Annotated in this window: 15 protein-coding genes; 5 read left to right on the top strand and 10 right to left on the bottom strand. The window is 71.9% G+C overall.

The genetic code is table 11. From position 1 onward, the window contains the following. Nucleotides 1-4 precede the first annotated feature (4 nt). From atpB to EL266_RS05755, 6 genes are all read right to left on the bottom strand, one after another. Entirely contained in the window at nucleotides 5-949 is a 945-nt protein-coding gene (gene atpB / locus EL266_RS05780) for a F0F1 ATP synthase subunit A (RefSeq protein ID WP_051281099.1), read from the bottom strand. 56 nt (nucleotides 950-1,005) lie between these two features. Next, nucleotides 1,006-1,455: a hypothetical protein gene (locus EL266_RS05775; RefSeq protein WP_026426851.1), complete on the bottom strand. Its 450-nt coding sequence runs from the start codon at nucleotides 1,453-1,455 to the stop codon at nucleotides 1,006-1,008. Then, a complete protein-coding gene (locus EL266_RS05770; protein ID WP_026426852.1) occupies nucleotides 1,448-2,680 on the bottom strand; it encodes an MraY family glycosyltransferase in 1,233 nt (410 codons plus the stop codon). The genes EL266_RS05775 and EL266_RS05770 overlap by 8 nt, the downstream gene beginning before the upstream one ends. Beyond that, nucleotides 2,677-3,441: an L-threonylcarbamoyladenylate synthase gene (locus tag EL266_RS05765; protein ID WP_034514838.1), complete on the bottom strand. Its 765-nt coding sequence runs from the start codon at nucleotides 3,439-3,441 to the stop codon at nucleotides 2,677-2,679. Before EL266_RS05765 ends, EL266_RS05770 begins: the two co-directional genes overlap by 4 nt. A gap of 112 nt (nucleotides 3,442-3,553) precedes the next feature. Further along, on the bottom strand, nucleotides 3,554-4,243 hold the full coding sequence (locus EL266_RS05760; protein WP_026426853.1) for a response regulator: 690 nt from the start codon (nucleotides 4,241-4,243) through the stop codon (nucleotides 3,554-3,556). A 44-nt stretch (nucleotides 4,244-4,287) separates the two neighbouring features. Continuing rightward, on the bottom strand, nucleotides 4,288-5,742 hold the full coding sequence (locus EL266_RS05755; protein WP_232012124.1) for an ATP-binding protein: 1,455 nt from the start codon (nucleotides 5,740-5,742) through the stop codon (nucleotides 4,288-4,290). A 136-nt stretch (nucleotides 5,743-5,878) separates the two neighbouring features. Between EL266_RS05755 and EL266_RS05750 the strand changes: the two genes are divergently transcribed. The 3 genes from EL266_RS05750 to EL266_RS05740 all read left to right on the top strand — a co-directional run bounded on the left by EL266_RS05750 (nucleotide 5,879) and on the right by EL266_RS05740 (nucleotide 9,863). Then, on the top strand, nucleotides 5,879-7,033 hold the full coding sequence (locus EL266_RS05750) for a hypothetical protein (RefSeq protein WP_026426854.1): 1,155 nt from the start codon (nucleotides 5,879-5,881) through the stop codon (nucleotides 7,031-7,033). Nucleotides 7,034-7,180: 147 nt separating this feature from the next. Next, entirely contained in the window at nucleotides 7,181-9,373 is a 2,193-nt protein-coding gene (locus EL266_RS05745) for a PspC domain-containing protein (RefSeq protein WP_051281101.1), read from the top strand. A gap of 34 nt (nucleotides 9,374-9,407) precedes the next feature. Next, the gene (locus EL266_RS05740; protein ID WP_051281103.1) at nucleotides 9,408-9,863 is read left to right on the top strand and encodes a hypothetical protein; all 456 of its coding nucleotides are present in this window, start codon (nucleotides 9,408-9,410) and stop codon (nucleotides 9,861-9,863) included. 72 nt (nucleotides 9,864-9,935) lie between these two features. On the opposite strand, the gene EL266_RS05735 is transcribed toward EL266_RS05740, so the two are convergent. From EL266_RS05735 to EL266_RS05720, 4 genes are all read right to left on the bottom strand, one after another. Further along, nucleotides 9,936-10,517, bottom strand: coding sequence for a DJ-1 family glyoxalase III (locus EL266_RS05735; RefSeq protein WP_026426856.1), 582 nt, complete (start codon nucleotides 10,515-10,517; stop codon nucleotides 9,936-9,938). A 130-nt stretch (nucleotides 10,518-10,647) separates the two neighbouring features. Continuing rightward, nucleotides 10,648-11,427 carry an alpha/beta hydrolase family protein gene (locus EL266_RS05730; protein ID WP_026426857.1) on the bottom strand — a complete coding sequence of 260 codons (780 nt, stop codon included), beginning with the start codon at nucleotides 11,425-11,427 and terminating at the stop codon, nucleotides 10,648-10,650. Nucleotides 11,428-11,507: 80 nt separating this feature from the next. Continuing rightward, nucleotides 11,508-12,488, bottom strand: coding sequence for a DUF6199 family natural product biosynthesis protein (locus EL266_RS05725; protein ID WP_026426858.1), 981 nt, complete (start codon nucleotides 12,486-12,488; stop codon nucleotides 11,508-11,510). A gap of 165 nt (nucleotides 12,489-12,653) precedes the next feature. After that, complete coding sequence (locus tag EL266_RS05720; protein WP_026426859.1) at nucleotides 12,654-13,631, bottom strand: aldo/keto reductase; 978 nt, start codon at nucleotides 13,629-13,631, stop codon at nucleotides 12,654-12,656. Nucleotides 13,632-13,999: 368 nt separating this feature from the next. On the opposite strand from EL266_RS05720, the gene EL266_RS13880 reads away from it, so the two are divergent. Beyond that, nucleotides 14,000-14,566, top strand: coding sequence for a protease inhibitor I42 family protein (locus EL266_RS13880; protein WP_084500666.1), 567 nt, complete (start codon nucleotides 14,000-14,002; stop codon nucleotides 14,564-14,566). Between the two features lie 91 nt (nucleotides 14,567-14,657). After that, the gene (locus tag EL266_RS05710) at nucleotides 14,658-15,443 is read left to right on the top strand and encodes a PhzF family phenazine biosynthesis protein (RefSeq protein WP_026426861.1); all 786 of its coding nucleotides are present in this window, start codon (nucleotides 14,658-14,660) and stop codon (nucleotides 15,441-15,443) included. Nucleotides 15,444-15,447: the final 4 nt, after the last annotated feature.

Raw genomic sequence — 15,447 nt, 5'->3', positions numbered from 1 at the left:
GGGGCTAGTGGGCCTCGATGGAGAGCTTGATGTAGACAGCGCTGAGGATGGTGAAGATGTAGGCCTGCAGGACGGCGACGAAGACCTCGAAGAGGGTCATGATGATCATGGCCGCGCCGGTCAGCGCCGCCACCGCCGAGGTGGCCTGCAGGTGCATGAGCAGCGTGGTGGTCCCCAGGTAGGTCATGGCCAGCAGCAGGTGGCCGGCCACCATGTTGCACAGAAGACGCAGGGTGAGGGTCACCGGCCGCACCACGAAGGTGGACAGCAGCTCGATGGGGGTGATGAGCAGGTACATGGCCTTGGGCAGGCCGGGGGGGAAGAGCTGGGAGACCAGGAAGGCGCCCAGGCCCTGGGCGCGGATGCCGGCGCCGATGAAGGTCACGTAGGTGGTCAGGGCGAAGACCAGGGGCACCGCGATCACCGAGGAGGCCGCGATGTTGAGCCCGGGCAGGATCCCCGCCAGGTTCATGGCCAGCACGCCCAGGAAGACCGTGGTCAGGTAGGGGGCGAAGCGCCTGCCCTGGCGGTTGCCCAGCATGCCCACCCCGATGCCCTCGCGCACGAACTCGGCGACCAGCTCCAGGGCGGCCTGGCCGCGTCCGGGCACCTGCTTGAGGCGCAGGGCCGCCACGGCCACGATGAGGCACAGCGCCAGCCCCATGACCAGGCGCACCAGGATGAGGCGGTTGACCTCCAGGACCGTGCCCTGAGCCAGGAAGGAGGCGGGGAAGAAGTCACCGATCCCCGGGGCGTGGGGGTGCTGGGTGAAGGCGGGCACGGCCGTGGCGGCGATGATCGCCACGAGGACCACCAGGCACGCCCAGTACCAGCGCGGCTTGGCGTGGGCGCCAGGCGCCGTGCTCGTGGTCGCTGCGTCGTCGGTGACGGTCTGCGTGGACAGGGTGTCCTCCTGCGTGTCCTGACTGAGAGTGCGGAACGCGCACATGCTACCAGCCCATCACCGCTGCTCCGCCACTTGGCGGCTGTCTCCCATCAGGTGGCTCACCGCTCTCCTGCGCCCGGATCGACGGTGAGGAGGCGCGCGCGGGACAGCACGATGGTCTCGGCGAGCATGCCCACCAGGATCGCGGCGATGAGCCCGACGCCGATCATCCGGACATCGAGGCCCAGCGCCCGCCCGCCCAGCAGCGCGACCACGAGGATCGCGATGCGCGCGATGTAGCCCCCGCCCACCCATCCGGTCATCACCGCCGGTCCGGAGCGCACCATGCGCCCCAGGATCAGCCAGATGGAGCTGAGCATGGCCGCGGTGGCCAGCGCCGCCACCGCCAGGCTGGCGGCGGGCCGGGCAACAGGGCCCACCAGCGCCCACAGGCTCTGAGCGGCGATGAGCGCGCCGGTGGCGATCATAAGGATGCGGCGCAGGCGGGCGACGGCGCTCAGCAGCGCAGGGCTCGCGGCGGGCGCCTGGGCGGGACGGGGCTCAGCCATGACGGTCCTGGGTCGAGCGGGGCGCCGCGGCGTCCTCGGCCCGAAGCGCGGCATCCAGGGCGCTGACCGGCTCATCGGCGGCTGAGACCAGGCGCGAGGAGACCACCCGCACATGGCGGGCCCCCGTGCGCCGGGCCACCGTGGCGCGCAGGCCCGGCATGAGGTCGATGGTGATCACCAGGGCCAACGCCACCCCGAGCACGGCTCCGGCCAGCACCCAGTGCAGCGGGATGAAGGCCATGGCCGCCACGGAGAAGGAGGCCACCGCCGCCCACACGTACATCACCAGCACGGCCCGGCGGTGGGAGTGCCCGGCGGCCAGGAGCCGGTGGTGCATGTGCATGCGGTCGGGGTGGAAGGGCGAGTGCCCCGCCAGGGTGCGCCGCGTGATCGCCATGATCATGTCGGTCAGGGGCAGCAGCAGCACCGCCAGGGGCACGAGGATCGGAAGGAAGGCCGGAACCGCGCGGGAGCCCTCCATGCTGCCGGGATCGATCTGCCCGGTGACGATGATCGTGGCCGCGGCCGAGACCAGGCCCAGCTGCATGGACCCCGAGTCCCCCATGAAGATCGAGGCGGGATTGAAGTTGTGCGGCAGGAATCCCACGCATACGCCGATCAGCGCCGCCACGATCGTGGCGGCCAGGGAGGTGTAGGACTCCGGGGAGGTCGTGCGGGTGAGCACGTAGGTGTAGAGGAAGAAGGCCACCGCTCCGATCCCCACCATCCCGGCGGCCAGGCCATCGAGCCCGTCGACGAAGTTGACGGCATTGATGGCGGTGAGCACCACGATGACCGTGGAGACCAGGGACAGCCGCGACGAGCCGATGGTCAGCCCCCCGATGGGGAAGGTGAGGAGCTGGACGCCCTGCCAGGCCATGACCCCGGCGGCCAGGGCCTGACCGGCGAGCTTGGCCATCCAGTCCAGCTCCCACAGGTCATCGACCACCCCCAGCACGCAGACCAGCCCCGCCCCCAGGACCACCGCCCAGGCACTGGAGTCGATCACCCCGGCCAGGTAGGGGATCCGCGAGGCCACGGTCACCGAGCTGGCCAGCCCGATGAACATGGCCACGCCGCCCAGGCGCGGGATCGGCATGGAGTGGACATCGCGGGCGCGCACCGGCGTCAGGGCGTTGGAGACCAGGGCGACGTGACGGACGATCGGGACCGCGAGATATGTCACGGCCGCGGCCACGGCCAGGACGAGCAGGTAGACCTTCACGCGCCACCCCCTGCGGGGGCCGCCGCGACGGCGGGGCTCGAGCCCGCCGCGGGCGCGTGCCCGGCCAGGACGGCACGGATCCGCGACTCCTCCAGGGCGCCGCGGCGCAGGATCGTGCCCTCCTCGGCGGCGCGCGAGGACAGGTCCACGATGGTCGAGGGCACCGGCCCGGGGGTGGGCCCGGCGTCGAGCAGGGCGATGCTGTCAGGCTCCAACTGGATCTGCGGCTCACCTGCCCCACCCGGATCATTGAGCCTTCGCGCCCTGCCGGCGAAGGCCCGCTCCGCCTGGTCGGCCGTGGTGGCCGGGGGCTGACCACTGAGGTTGGCACTGGTCACGGCCGCCGGGCCGGAGCGTGCCAGCAGCTCCAGGGCCAGGGGGTGGTTGGGCATGCGCACGGCGATGGTCCCCCCGGTCTCCCCCAGGTCCCAGTCCAGGCGCCCGTCGGCATCCAGGACCAGGGTCAGGGGCCCGGGCCAGAAGGCCTCAATGAGGTCCTGGGCTCCAGCGGGGCACTGCGCCAGGCCCTGGAGGTCCTCGGGGCTGGAGACCAGGATCGGCGGGGGCATCTGGCGCCCCCGCCCCTTGGCGGCCAGCAGCCGGGAGACGGCCCCTCCATCCCCGGCGGCGCAGCCGATGCCGTAGACGGTATCGGTGGGCAGGATGACCAGGCCGCCCTCGCGCAGATGGCGGGCGGCGCGCTCAACAGTGCCGGAGGCGGGGCGGTCGGTCGGCTCCAGAGACGGGCTCACAACCCGCATCCTCGCACGGATGACCCCCGCCCCTCCATGAGGCCCTCCCCTCGCCCAGGGCAGGGCGCCTCCCACCGCAGGAGCGGCCGCGGGAGCGCCGGGCTCAGCGCCCGGCGACGCCTCACACGATGTGACGGGCCACGGCCCAACGGGTCAGCTCATTGCGGTTGGACAGCTGGAGCTTGCGCAGCACCGCCGAGACATGGGTCTCCACGGTCTTGATCGAGATGAACAGGTCCGCGGCGCACTCCTTGTAGGTGTATCCGCGGGCGATGAGGCGCATGACCTCGCGCTCGCGGGCCGAGAGGCGGTCGAGCTCGGAATCGGCCACCGCCACCTCCCCGGCCCCCGCGCCGAAGGCGTCCAGGACGAATCCGGCCAGGCGCGGGGAGAAGGCCGCGTCGCCCGCGGCAACGCGCCGCACCGCCTGGGCCAGGTCCTCGGTGGTAATGGCCTTGGTGACGTAGCCGCGCGCCCCGGCGCGGATGACTCCCACGACGTCCTCGGAGGCGTCGGAGACCGACAGCGCCAGGAAGCGGGTGCCGGTCGCCTCGTGGCAGGAGGCGACCACCTCGGCCCCTCCCCCACCGCTGCCTCCCGGCAGGTGGACGTCCAGGAGGACCACATCGGGGGCCAGGGCGTGGACGGCGGCGATGGCGCCCTCGACGTCGTCGGCCTCGGCGATGACATCGAGGTCAGGGGCGTGGGCGGTCAGCTCGGCGCGCACACCGGCGCGCACCAGGGCGTGGTCGTCGACGACGAGGACCCTGAGGCGGGTCTGGGAGTCGGTGGGCTCAGAGGGGTGGGGCATGGGTGATCCTGTTCTGCTCGGGGTGACGGGCCGGGCGCGGTGGGTCAGTCCTCGGGCGGACCGATGGGAAGGTGCAGGCCGACCTCGGTGCCCTGCTCCAGGCGCCTGACCCGGGCGCTGCCCCCATGGCGCTCCATGCGGGCGATGATGGACTCGCGCACGCCATGGCGGTCCGGGGCGATCCGGGCCAGGTCCTCGACCTCGAAGCCGGGGCCGCGGTCGCGGATGAAGACCTCCAGGCCCTGGGACCCGGCCTCCATGTAGAGGGAGACCGGGGGCGCGCCGTGGCGCACGGCATTGGACAGGGCCTCGCGCGCGGCGGCCACGACCACCTCGGTGGAGCGGTCGGGGGCGCGGTCGCCCACGCAGATCACCTCCACGGCCACGCCGTGGCGATCCTCGATCTCCCCGGCCAGGTCCTGGAAGGCGTCGGCCACGGAGGTGCCCGGCTCGGGCCGGTCGGTGTAGAGCCATGCCCGCAGCTCGCGCTCCTGTGAGCGGGCCAGCCTGGCCACCGTCTCCGGCTCCTCGGCGCGCTTGCGGATGAGGGTCAGGGTCTGCAGGACCGAGTCGTGCAGGTGGGCGGCGATATCGGCGCGCTCCGCCTCGCGGGCCTCGGCGGCGCGGGTCTCCGCCAGGGCCCGATTGGTGCGCAGCCACAGGGGGACCAGGATGAGGCCCACCCCCACCACCAGGGCCCCGCCCGTCAGCGCCCCGGTGAACAGGTCACCCGGTGGGGTCTCGGAGGCCAGCCACAGCAGGATGCCGACGGCGACCAGCGCGACTCCCCCCGCCAGGCGCAGCACCGCCCCCACGCTGCGGGTTGGGCCCGTCAGGGCGTCGATCTGGGACCAGGCCAGGGCCGCGCCGGTGATGATGAGGAGCAGCGGAAGGATGCTGCCGGCGTCGCGCAGACCGCCGGCGCGCCAGACGGCCAGGAGGATCGCGGCCACGATGAGGGCGGCGCCGCCCACCAGGCCGCGCAGGCGCAGCGAGACCGGGGATGTCGATGCGGGCCGGGAGGCCAGGCGGGAGCGCGCCGTCGGGCGAGTCCCCCAGGCCTCGGCCCACGGGTCGCCGCTGGGCACGGCCACCCACAGCATGAGGTAGAGGAGGAGCCCCGGCCCTCCCGCGAGCGCCAGGACGAGGGCGGCCAGGCGCACATATCTCACCGGCACGCGCAGGTGGGCCCCCAGGCCGGCGCAGACACCGACCAGGATCCTGGGGCGGCGCCAGGACGCCGGCAGGGAGGCCAGGGCCTGCTGGGGCAGGGGTGCCAGGGTGCGGCCCGGCCGCCTCAGCGGGGGCCGCCACACCGTGCCGGCAGGCCCCGGACGCCATGGGGCACCGGGGACTGGAGCAACGGGAGCCACGGGGACGCCGGGTTCCAGGGGGTGAGGCATCCCCTCCGCCCCCGTGGCGGGTGCGGCGCTCATGGCACCCGGGGCGGCGGGGGCGATGCGCCCGGCGGGAGCGGGGCCTGGCCGCGTCGTCGTCATGGTCTCATCGTGGCACGCCGGCCCCGCCTGCGGGGGCCTCGGGGCCGGATATCCGGGTCCCTCGGGGAGGAAATCCGGGGGCTGTCAGGGTGTTCCCCGATCGTGATGGAGGGCCTGTCAAGGCGAGCATGGAGTCATGACGCAGCACACAGCATCCGATCCCTTCCGCCCTCCAGCACAGCCCCAGTTACAGCGCTTACGGCATCCCGGGCCTCCTCGCCGCCTGAGCCTGATCGTCCTGGGGCTCATCGCCCTGGCCACCGCGGCGGTGGTCGCCGCCATGCTCACCGGGTCGGTGGGCGTGGGCAATGGCGTCCTGCTGATGGCCGGCCTGCCTGCGGCGATTCTGGGGGCCGGGGTGATGCTCAGCGGCGCCGGCCGCCGTCGCGGGGGCTGGATGTCCTGGCTGGGATGGCCGGCCATCGTGGTGGCGCTGCCGGTCCTGGCGCTGGGCACGGCGATTCCGGCCTCCATCAGGGCGCTGCCCCGCCAGGAGATCGCCGCGAGCACCGGCCGCACCGTCTACTCCTGGTCGGACATCGTCGCCGCGGGCTCTGGGAGCACCCGTGCGCTCCCGGCGCAGGTGGCCGGGGAGCTCGTCGTGGACCTGCGCGGAATGCCGCAGGACGCCGAGGTCACCCGCATCGAGGTCGAGCTCGGGGTGGGCGCACTGGAGGTCCTCACCGATCCGGATGCGCAGGTCGGTGTTGAGGCTCAGGCCAGCGTGGGGCCACTGTCCGCCAAGGTCCCCAGTGACTGGAGCATGGACGGGCTCCCCTCACCATCCATTGATGTCGAGACGGCCTACACCGTGCATGGAAAGCCGGTCGAGGAGGGCGTGGAGTCCTCAGGGCTGTCCAGGTCGGTGGCTCTGCGGCCCGAGGGATCATCGAGTCCTCGGGTGACCGTCCACTCGCGCCTGGGGGCCGGGGCGGTGTCGGTCCTCAGCCCCCAAGGGGTGATCTGGCAGGGTGACGCCTCTCAGGAGGTGTGGATCATCGAGCACTGGAGGGACGAGGACGGCCGCTGGCACTGGGGGGAGACTCCGGTCCCGGGCATGACCCACCCGGCGGTCAGCGCGGAGGACGCCTCCGTCTGCCTCAACTCGGCGCAGGCAGCCGACTCCCACGACGACGACGACCAGGACGCCGACTGGGACGACTGGGAGGAGATCAACCACCTGAGCCAGTCTCAGCGGCACGACTACGACCAGTGCATCCAGCGGGTCCTCCGCTCCCCGCACGGCGCCTCACCGACCCCGGCGCAGCCGAGTCCCACGGCCACACCATGAGCGGGGCGGCACGATGAGACCCAATCAGACCATGGGCGCCACGGGGCACTCCCGCGGACTGCCATCAGTGCCGTACCCATTCGGCAGTACCTCGTCCCGCTTGTCGGGGCCCCAGCACATCGATCGAGCACCCACCAGGAGAATCCCATGAGCAGTCACGAGGGGCCCACGAGCCCCGAGAGTCAGGATCCGAGCGCCGGCCCTGCCGGGACGCAGGGCCCGAGCGACCCGCCCCGCTCCGCCGGCCACGCCCCCGACGGCGAGCAGGGTCCTCCCAGCGGGCCGGGGCGCCCGGGGTATCACAGCGGACCGGGGCCAGGCGGCGCGCCGGGTGGCAGCAGATCCCAGGGCCCGCGATCCGGCGGCTTCTTCGCCTCACTGCGACACAGCGGCCTGATGCGCACCGATCAGCGCTGGGTGGGAGGAGTCGCCGGAGGGGTGGCCCTGCGGCTGGGCATCGACCCGATCGTAGTGCGCTGCGTGTGGGTGGTCATCTCCGTCTTCTCCGGCATCGGCCTGGTCCTCTACGGCCTGGGCTGGGCGCTGCTCCCCGAGGAGTCCGATGGGCGCATCCACGTCGAGGAGGCCATCGCCGGGCGGGTCAATGCCGCTCTGGCGGGGGCGATCGGCGCCATGCTGGTCGGTCTGACCATGCTCGACGGCGGTCTGATCCCCACCTGGTATGCCGAGGCGTGGGGGCTGCCGGCCTTCGGCGGCATCCTGTGGGGCCTGTTCTGGGTGGGCCTGCTGATCCTGGTGGTCATGAGCTGCCTGAGCTACGCGGACCGACGGCGCGAGCGCCCGAAGCCCTCCCCCATGGCCGGGCCCTTAGCGCCGGGCGGGACGGGAGCGCCGGGCGGGCCGAGCGGGCCGAGCGGGCCGGGTACTTGGCAGCGCAGCGCGCCCGGTGGCCCCGGTGGGCCGGGCGGGCCGAGCGCGCCCGCAGGCCCCGCTGGAGCAAGTGCGCCCGTAGGCCCCGGCATGCCCGCAGGCGCTGCCGGAGCAGGCGCGCCCGCAGGCCCCGGCGGATCGAGTGGTCCGGGCTGGCATGGCGCCCCGGCCCAGCCGGGCGCGCCTGCCGGGCCGAGCGCCTGGCAGCACAGGGCTCCGGGCGCTCCGCCTCTCCACCGCGCAGCCCCGTACCAGCCTGTCCCGCCCCGGCCCGTGCCCCCGAGGAGGAGGGCACCGCGTCGGGGCCCTGGCCGGGGTCTGAGCCTGGTCGTCTTGGGCCTGTCCCTGGTCACCCTGGCGGGCTGCCTCCTGGCCATCGACCTGGGGAGGGTGACGACGACCAGCGGCATGCTCATCGCGCAGGGAGGCCTGACGGCGCTGCTCGGCGCCGGAGTCCTCCTGTCCGCCCTGCGGCGCCGTCGTGGCGGCTGGATGTCAGGATTCGGCGTCCTGGCCTTCATGATCGCGCTGCCGGCGCTGGCCATCGGCCCCTATGTCACAGGGCCGACCATGACCACGGTGGGGGACGTGACCTACACCTGGCAGGAGATCGCGGATCAGGGCGCTGGCTCTCGGGGGGCGGTCACCCTGGGCAGGCACGGCGTCGGGAACGTGATCCTCGACCTGCGCGACATGCCCGCCCCCCAGGACGCGTCGGCAGTGCCACCAGTCGTGGAACTCGAGCTGGGCGCGGGCGACCTGAGGATCCTCACCCGCGCCGGGCAGGCGGTGCGGGTCGATGCCCGCACCGGCGTCGGCTCCCTGTCCGCGGATCTGGTCAGCCCCTGGTCCGACGCGCACGGCACCACCATCGACCGCAGCGGCGCCGAGGGCGACTACACCCTGGCGGGCGAGGAGATCCACCGCTATCGGCAGGACACGGGGGGCGTTGGGCGCACGATCACCCTGGACTCCCCGGCGGCACGCGAGAGCGGACCGGCGATCACCATCAGGACGCGGGTGGGCACCGGCGGCCTCAACCTCACCGAGCAGCCCGCTGAGGTCACCTGGTCGGGAAGCGCGGAGGGCCCGACCTGGGTGGTCGACACCTGGACGGACGCCCAGGGCGAGCACCAGGATCCCGCCGCGCAGTGGCCCGTGCCCGGCATGGAGCACGCCGCCGTCACCTCGCAGACCGCCCAGGCCTGCCTGGCGGGCCTGTCCTTCCCCAACCACGTCCCAGACCCGACCTGGCGGGATGTTGAGGAGCTCTCCTCTCAGGAGCGCCAGGCGTATCAGGACTGCCTGTCGCGCGCCTGGCAGGAGACCGGTGGGCGAACGTCCCCTGAGGACGGGGCCTCCGAGGCCTCGGCCTCCCCCAGTGCCGCGGCCGAGCCCACAGCAGAGCCCACGGCCTCGCCGTCGGCTCAGAGCACATCGACCAACTGACCAGCACCAGACCATCGACCCAGGAGCACACATCATGACCAGCACCGAGTCCACGCACGACGACACCCAGCCCATGACGGCAGACCCGCAGGGGCAGGCGAGCCCCATGAGCCCGGCCGAGGCCGAGGCGCATGCAGTCACCGATGTCATGACCACCCCGGTGAGTGCCTCCACCGAGGCGCCCACCCAGCCCATCTCCCCGTCATCAGAGCCGTCGGGGACCAAGCCCATGCCCAGTGCCGCGGCGGGCGAAGGATCCGATGCGGTGTGGTCGGCCAGCAGACTGCCCGAGCGCGACGACGCTCCCCTGAGGACCAGTCCGGTGACTCTGGTGTGGGGAGCGGTGCTGCTCGTCGTGGGAGGGCTGCTGATCGCCGTCGGCCTGGGGGCGCAGATCGATCTGGCGATGACGGCGATCCTCCTGCTGGCCGGCACCGGCGTGGCGCTCCTGGCCATGGCCGCCCTCCCCACGCGCCGCTCGCGCAGCTGAGGCGGACGATAAGCGGCCCGTGGGCGGTGGCACACATGGTGTGCCACCGCCCACGGGCCGCTCGGGTCCGGGTCAGCCCTGGTGGACGATGGCGGTCTTGAGGTCCTCCACGGCGGCGTCGCCCAGGATGTGGCGCACGATCTCCAGGCCGAAGTCCACAGCCGTGGCCATGCCCCGCGAGGTGATGATCGCGCCGTCGACCACCACGGCCGCCTCGGAGAGCCGGGCCCCGTGCTTTGCCAGGACGCTCATGAATCCAGGATTCGAGGTGGCCTCCCGCCCCTGGAGCAGCCCCAGCTCGGCCAGGATGGAGGGGGCGGCGCAGATCGCGGCCAGGGGCCGGCCCGCCTCGCCGCGAGCGCGGACCTCGGCCATCAGCGGCTCGCAGGCCTTGAGGTTGGGGGTGCCGGGCAGGCCGCCGGGAAGGACGAGCATGTCGTAGTCGTCCAGGCTGATCTCCTCCAGGGTGCGGTCAGCGGTCAGGACGATGTTGTGGGAGGAGGTGACTGTGCGCTCGGGGGTCACCGACACCATGTCGGTGGGGATTCCGGCGCGGAAGAGCAGGTCGACCACGGCCAGGGCCTCAACCTCCTCCAGACCCGGGGCGATGAAGACCGCCACCTTCGTGTCAGTGGTCGCCTGGATAGCGGGCATGGTTCCTCCTTGATGGGTGGGCGGCCGACTGCCGAGGGGACGGCCGGCCCTGGCACCCTATGCCCACCGGCCGCGGCGCGGAAGAGCCTCACGGCTCGGCTTCGCGGTGGGCGCGGCGCGGCAGACCGCCTCAGCCCTCAAGGATCCCGTTCCAGGACAGGAAGTCGATGGTGGTGGTCATGGCCCGCTCCCAGTCGGCGTCCGCGAAGCCGTGAGCGGCGCCGGGGACGGTGACCAGCTCGGCGTCGGGCATGATGCGGGCGGCCTGCTGGGAGACGGCCAGGGGGACGGAGCGGTCCTGGTCGCCGTGCACCAGGAGGGTCGAGCGCCGGTAGGAGGCGATCTCGGCCTCGATGTCCAGGCCCCAGGCGTCGACGGCGTAGGCGCGCCCCAGGCGGTTGCCCCGGTAGTCGTAGTGCTGGGGGACCCGGTCCAGGGAGCGGAAGTGGGCACGCAGGTCGCGGTCCAGGCCCAGGGCGGGGTACCACAGGGCCAGGGCGCTGACGCGCTGAGGGTGGCGCGCGGCGGCGAGCGCGGCCACCGCCCCTCCCAGGCTCAGGCCGAACAGCGCCACCCGGGAGGCATCCACCTCCCCCCAGGCGGTGGTGTGGGCCAGGACCTCCTCGAGATCGGCCAGCTCGGTGAGGACCGACATGGCCAGCGGATCCCCCTCGCTGGCACCGCCTCCGCCGCCGCGGAAGTCGAAGCAGACGGCCACGGCGCCGGCCGCGGCGAAGCGCAGGGCCATCGGGGTCACGCGGGTGTGGGAGCCGTCCATGCCGTGGCAGCAGATCACCAGGGGCGCGGGGGCTGAGGCGGAGGCGGTGCGGGGCACGTAGGCCAGGCCGCCGAGGCGCTGGCCGACGACCGAGAGCGTCAGGGGGCGGGAGGCGTAGGGGCTTGGTGTCATCGTGGCGAACGGTGCCACACTGGGCGCCCCAGCGCATATCGCCGCACGGGGCCCGGCAGTGCAGGCGGGGCGCCGGCGTGTCACAGACCTGAGGTCCAGGGCAGAAGAACCCTCCGCGTCAGCTCGCCGTCCTGCTCGGGGGTCGACCAGGTATCGGTGAGCTCGGCACGCATCCTCGCGCTGAAGGCCGTGGGCTTCCATTCCCCTTCCTGATAGCCCCGGCCGTACCTGAGCTCGGAGTCATCGAGGGGGTGGTAGGCCGGTGCGACGTAGGCGCGCGCCTTGGCCACCTGCTCCTCGGTCAGCGGCATGGCCACGTAGGCCCCCTCGGTGGTCTGTCCGCAGCGCGAGGGGTCCGAGATCCCCGAGACCTCGACACTCATCCCGGTGTCGCCTTCGCTGACCCTGACCGATGTCACGGCGCAGACCGGTGTGGACAGGCGCAGGATGATGGCCGAGCCCTCACCGATCGCGGCCTCGCCCCCACCGACAGTCGTCGCCTGGGCGACGTCGAGCGTGCCCAGGGCCACCTTGGAGTCAATGACGTTGGCAGCGGCGAAGGCATTGGGATGGTCACCGGGCAGCCAGGGGTAGTACAGGGCCTCAACGCCGATCGGCTTGGAGGAGTCGGAGGAATCCGGCGTCGCCTGAGGGTCGGTGAGCACAGGCGCGAAGAGCGTGACCGGCTCCCCTGAGCCGACGTCACTGTTGACGGCCGAGGGGAAGGGATCGACGGCCGCGGCCTCCACGGTTGCCTCGGCGTAGCCGTCATCATCAGTGCTCGGCGCCCACGGGTTGATGTAGGTAAAGGTGCTGGAGGCGCTTGCCTCCGCCTGGGCATCGCCCGATAGGTTAGCGATCTGGCCGGCGGCAGACAGGCAGACGACGAGCCCTACAACGCCGCCGATCCGCGTGAGTGCGTAAGAGGCATCCGAGGGCTCGTTGGCCTCGGGGTTGCGGAACTGCCAGGAGGCGGTGGTCCTCCACATGCCCTTGGGGTCGATCACCGACCACAGCAGTATGAGCGCTACGAAAATCAGTACAACAATCGCTGCCGCCATGCTGCGATCCTATGCACATTCTCCTGGTCAGGTGGGCGGATTCCGACGACGAACTGCCAGGACGGAACACCCTGCTGCGGCTCCCCCTCGCCTGACGCGCGCATTGCGGAGCACCGTGGCCCCGGGCGGTGCGGGCACCGCCGGCGAGCGGGGAGACCTCGCGACCTACTGGCCGTGCGGGATGAGGCCGACGAGCTCGTGGGGGGTGTAGGGCTCCTCGAGGTAGGCGACCTCCTCGGGGGTCAGGCTCACCTCCAGGGCGCGCACGGCGTCGTCGACGCGGCTGGGGCGCGAGCAGCCCACGATCGGCGCGGCCACGCCCTTGGCCCAATGCCAGGCCAGGGCGACGTCGGCCATGGCCACCTCGCGGCGCTGCGCGACCTCGGCGACGCGCTCGACGATCGGCATATCCGCCGCTCTCCCGGCGTCGTACTTGCTGCGCATGGTGCTGTCCGTGGTCGAGCGCACCGAGTCCGAGTCCCAGGTGGGGCGGGTCAGGTGGCCCGAGGCCAGAGGGCTGTAGGGGGTCAGCGACATGCCGAACTGCTTGGTCACGGGGATGAGCTCACGCTCGTCCTCCCGGTAGAGCAGGTTGTAGTGGTTCTGCATGCTGGCAAAGCGCGTCCAGCCGTTGGCGTCGGCCACCACCTGCATGCTGTGGAGCTGGTAGCCGTACATGGCCGAGGCTCCCAGCGCGCGGACCCTGCCGGCGCGCACCAGGGAGTCCAGGGCCTCCATGGTCTCCTCGATGGGGGTCTCATAGTCGAAGCGGTGGATGATGTAGAGGTCCAGGTAGTCGGTGCCCAGACGCTCCAGGGTGCCGGTGATCTCCCGCTCGATGGCGGCCCTGGACAGGCGCCCCTCGTTGAAGTAGACCTTGGAGGCCAGGACCACGTCCTCGCGCTTGACGCCCAGGCTCTTCAGGGCGCTCCCGATGAACTCTTCACTGGTGCCGTGGGCGTAGACATTGGCGGTGTCGATGAAGTTGAGCCCCAGCTCCAGGGCTCGGGCGATGACGGCCCGGGTCTCCTCAGGGCCGATGACCCACTGGTGGAAGTCGGGGAAGACCTTGCCGAAGCTCATCCCGCCCAGGCACAGGCGGGGAATCGTGATGTCGGTGGTGCCCAGCGTCGTGTACTCCATGATGCCCTCCTTCGTCGCGCGCCAGCGCTCCTAGCCTGTCACACCAGGCGAATCCCAGGGCGCGGATGGCGAAGGACGGGCTCCCCTGACCTGAACGGCACCCCCGAAGCCTGGCGCGATTCGATGCGAGTACTGACGCACCACTGACGCGGACCTGAACGCGTCCTCCACACTGCGGTCTGCGCACCGCGGTGCGGTTCATCGGCCAGGGCTCATCAGCGCTGGACACGAGCAGGACCGTCTCGCCAGTCGTCCCACTGCCGGCGTAGCGCCCTGCGGAGGCAAGGCTCCCTGTGGGGCATTGGGCCCGTGCTGATCTTCCGTAGGCGCTGGATAATGGTGATCACACCGATCGAGTTGGGAGAACGATGCTCCACCCCACGCCCCATGTCATGCCCCATGCGCCCAGCCGCCGCCGCGCACTGGCCGTTGCCTGCGCCGCACCGCTTCTCGCCGTGTCCGGGTGCGAGCTGTTGTCAGGCGCCCAGACGGCAACACGCTCATCGGGCACCCCGACTGCTACGCGCTCATCGGGCACCCGGATCGTTCCGCGCGAGGAGCCCACATGCCCGACTGAGGGCGAGGACCGGGTCCAGGTCTCCCTGGAGGCGAATCACACGACTCCCTATGAGTGGAGGTACACCATGAGCACAGACGGTGTCCTCGAGGAGGACTGCTCGGAGTACCTGACTGATGAGCATGAGGAGGGCATGACCGGCGTCGGGGGAACAATGATCTTCGTGTTCCGAGCCGTGGCGGACGGCGAGGTCACGATCACCTTCACCTACGCCTCCCTCTTCGATGACGACGCATCGTCGTCCCCCACGGAGCCCTCCACATCCCCCACCGAGGACGCGGAGGCCAGTCCACAGGACAGCGATGACGAGGTTGTCTACACCTACCGGGTCCGCAATGGGGTGATCAGCAGCGTCTGATGCCAGGCACCGATCGACCCGCGTGGCGGGATCCCGGTGGCCACTGCCATACCATGAGGTCAACGGATGATGAGAGAAGGCGGAGAAGATCATGGCCGACCTCAGGCAGTACACGGTGCACGCCTTCACACGGGAGGTCTTCGCGGGCAACCCGGCCGCGGTGTGCATCATGGACGAGTGGATCGACGACGCGCTCATGGCGCGCATCGCGAAGGAGAACCGGCTCTCCGAGACCGCCTTCGCCGTCGGGGGCGGCGGGCGCTACCGCCTGCGGTGGTTCACACCGGGCGGGGAGATCGACCTGTGCGGTCATGCCACCCTCGCAACCGCCGCCGCCGTCCTGCGCTTCTACGAGCAGGGTGCCAGCCGCATCGCCTTCGAGACCCTCAGCGGCGAACTCGTCGTGACACGCGCCGACGACGATCTGCTGGAGATGGACTTCCCCGTCTATGACCTCTCTCCCGCCCCGGTGACCGATGCCATGGAGCGAGCGCTGGGCGCACGTCCGGTGGAGGCCTGGATGGGCCGCGACCTCATGTGCGTCCTGGGCTCTGAGGAGGAGGTGCGCGACCTGGCCCCGGACCTCGACGCGATCGCCGCCCTGGACGGCCTGCTGGTGCATGTCACCGCCCGAGGTCGCGAGCACGACTGCGTATCACGCACCTTCGCGCCCAAGCTCGCCGTCGACGAGGACCCCGTGTGCGGCTCGGGGCACTGCCACATCGCCCCGTACTGGGCGCGCACGCTCGGCAAGGACCGGCTCCGCTGCTGGCAGGCCTCCGAGCGCGGCGGCGAGATCGTGTGCACGATGCGCGGCGACCGGGTGGCCCTCGCAGGCCGCACCACCCTGTTCGCGGAGTCAGTCATCCATATCTGACCCG

The sequence above is a fragment of the Actinomyces slackii genome (assembly GCF_900637295.1).
GTDB classification, from domain to species: domain Bacteria; phylum Actinomycetota; class Actinomycetes; order Actinomycetales; family Actinomycetaceae; genus Actinomyces; species Actinomyces slackii.
The sequence above is the reverse complement of the archived record's forward strand: the minus strand, read 5'-3'. Positions and strand labels throughout refer to the sequence as shown.

What these genes read in the sequence shown, in the direction of transcription:
- EL266_RS05730 (WP_026426857.1), bottom strand. Translation starts at nt 11,427, where the DNA reads ATGACACCAAGCCCCTACGCCTCCCGCCCCCTGACGCTCTCGGTCGTC.
- EL266_RS05720 (WP_026426859.1), bottom strand. Translation starts at nt 13,631, where the DNA reads ATGGAGTACACGACGCTGGGCACCACCGACATCACGATTCCCCGCCTG.
- EL266_RS05725 (WP_026426858.1), bottom strand. Translation starts at nt 12,488, where the DNA reads ATGGCGGCAGCGATTGTTGTACTGATTTTCGTAGCGCTCATACTGCTG.
- EL266_RS13880 (WP_084500666.1), top strand. Translation starts at nt 14,000, where the DNA reads ATGCTCCACCCCACGCCCCATGTCATGCCCCATGCGCCCAGCCGCCGC.
- EL266_RS05710 (WP_026426861.1), top strand. Translation starts at nt 14,658, where the DNA reads ATGGCCGACCTCAGGCAGTACACGGTGCACGCCTTCACACGGGAGGTC.
- EL266_RS05760 (WP_026426853.1), bottom strand. Translation starts at nt 4,243, where the DNA reads ATGCCCCACCCCTCTGAGCCCACCGACTCCCAGACCCGCCTCAGGGTC.
- atpB (WP_051281099.1), bottom strand. Translation starts at nt 949, where the DNA reads ATGTGCGCGTTCCGCACTCTCAGTCAGGACACGCAGGAGGACACCCTG.
- EL266_RS05745 (WP_051281101.1), top strand. Translation starts at nt 7,181, where the DNA reads ATGAGCAGTCACGAGGGGCCCACGAGCCCCGAGAGTCAGGATCCGAGC.
- EL266_RS05755 (WP_232012124.1), bottom strand. Translation starts at nt 5,742, where the DNA reads ATGACGACGACGCGGCCAGGCCCCGCTCCCGCCGGGCGCATCGCCCCC.
- EL266_RS05750 (WP_026426854.1), top strand. Translation starts at nt 5,879, where the DNA reads ATGACGCAGCACACAGCATCCGATCCCTTCCGCCCTCCAGCACAGCCC.
- EL266_RS05765 (WP_034514838.1), bottom strand. Translation starts at nt 3,441, where the DNA reads ATGCGGGTTGTGAGCCCGTCTCTGGAGCCGACCGACCGCCCCGCCTCC.
- EL266_RS05775 (WP_026426851.1), bottom strand. Translation starts at nt 1,455, where the DNA reads ATGGCTGAGCCCCGTCCCGCCCAGGCGCCCGCCGCGAGCCCTGCGCTG.
- EL266_RS05740 (WP_051281103.1), top strand. Translation starts at nt 9,408, where the DNA reads ATGACCAGCACCGAGTCCACGCACGACGACACCCAGCCCATGACGGCA.
- EL266_RS05735 (WP_026426856.1), bottom strand. Translation starts at nt 10,517, where the DNA reads ATGCCCGCTATCCAGGCGACCACTGACACGAAGGTGGCGGTCTTCATC.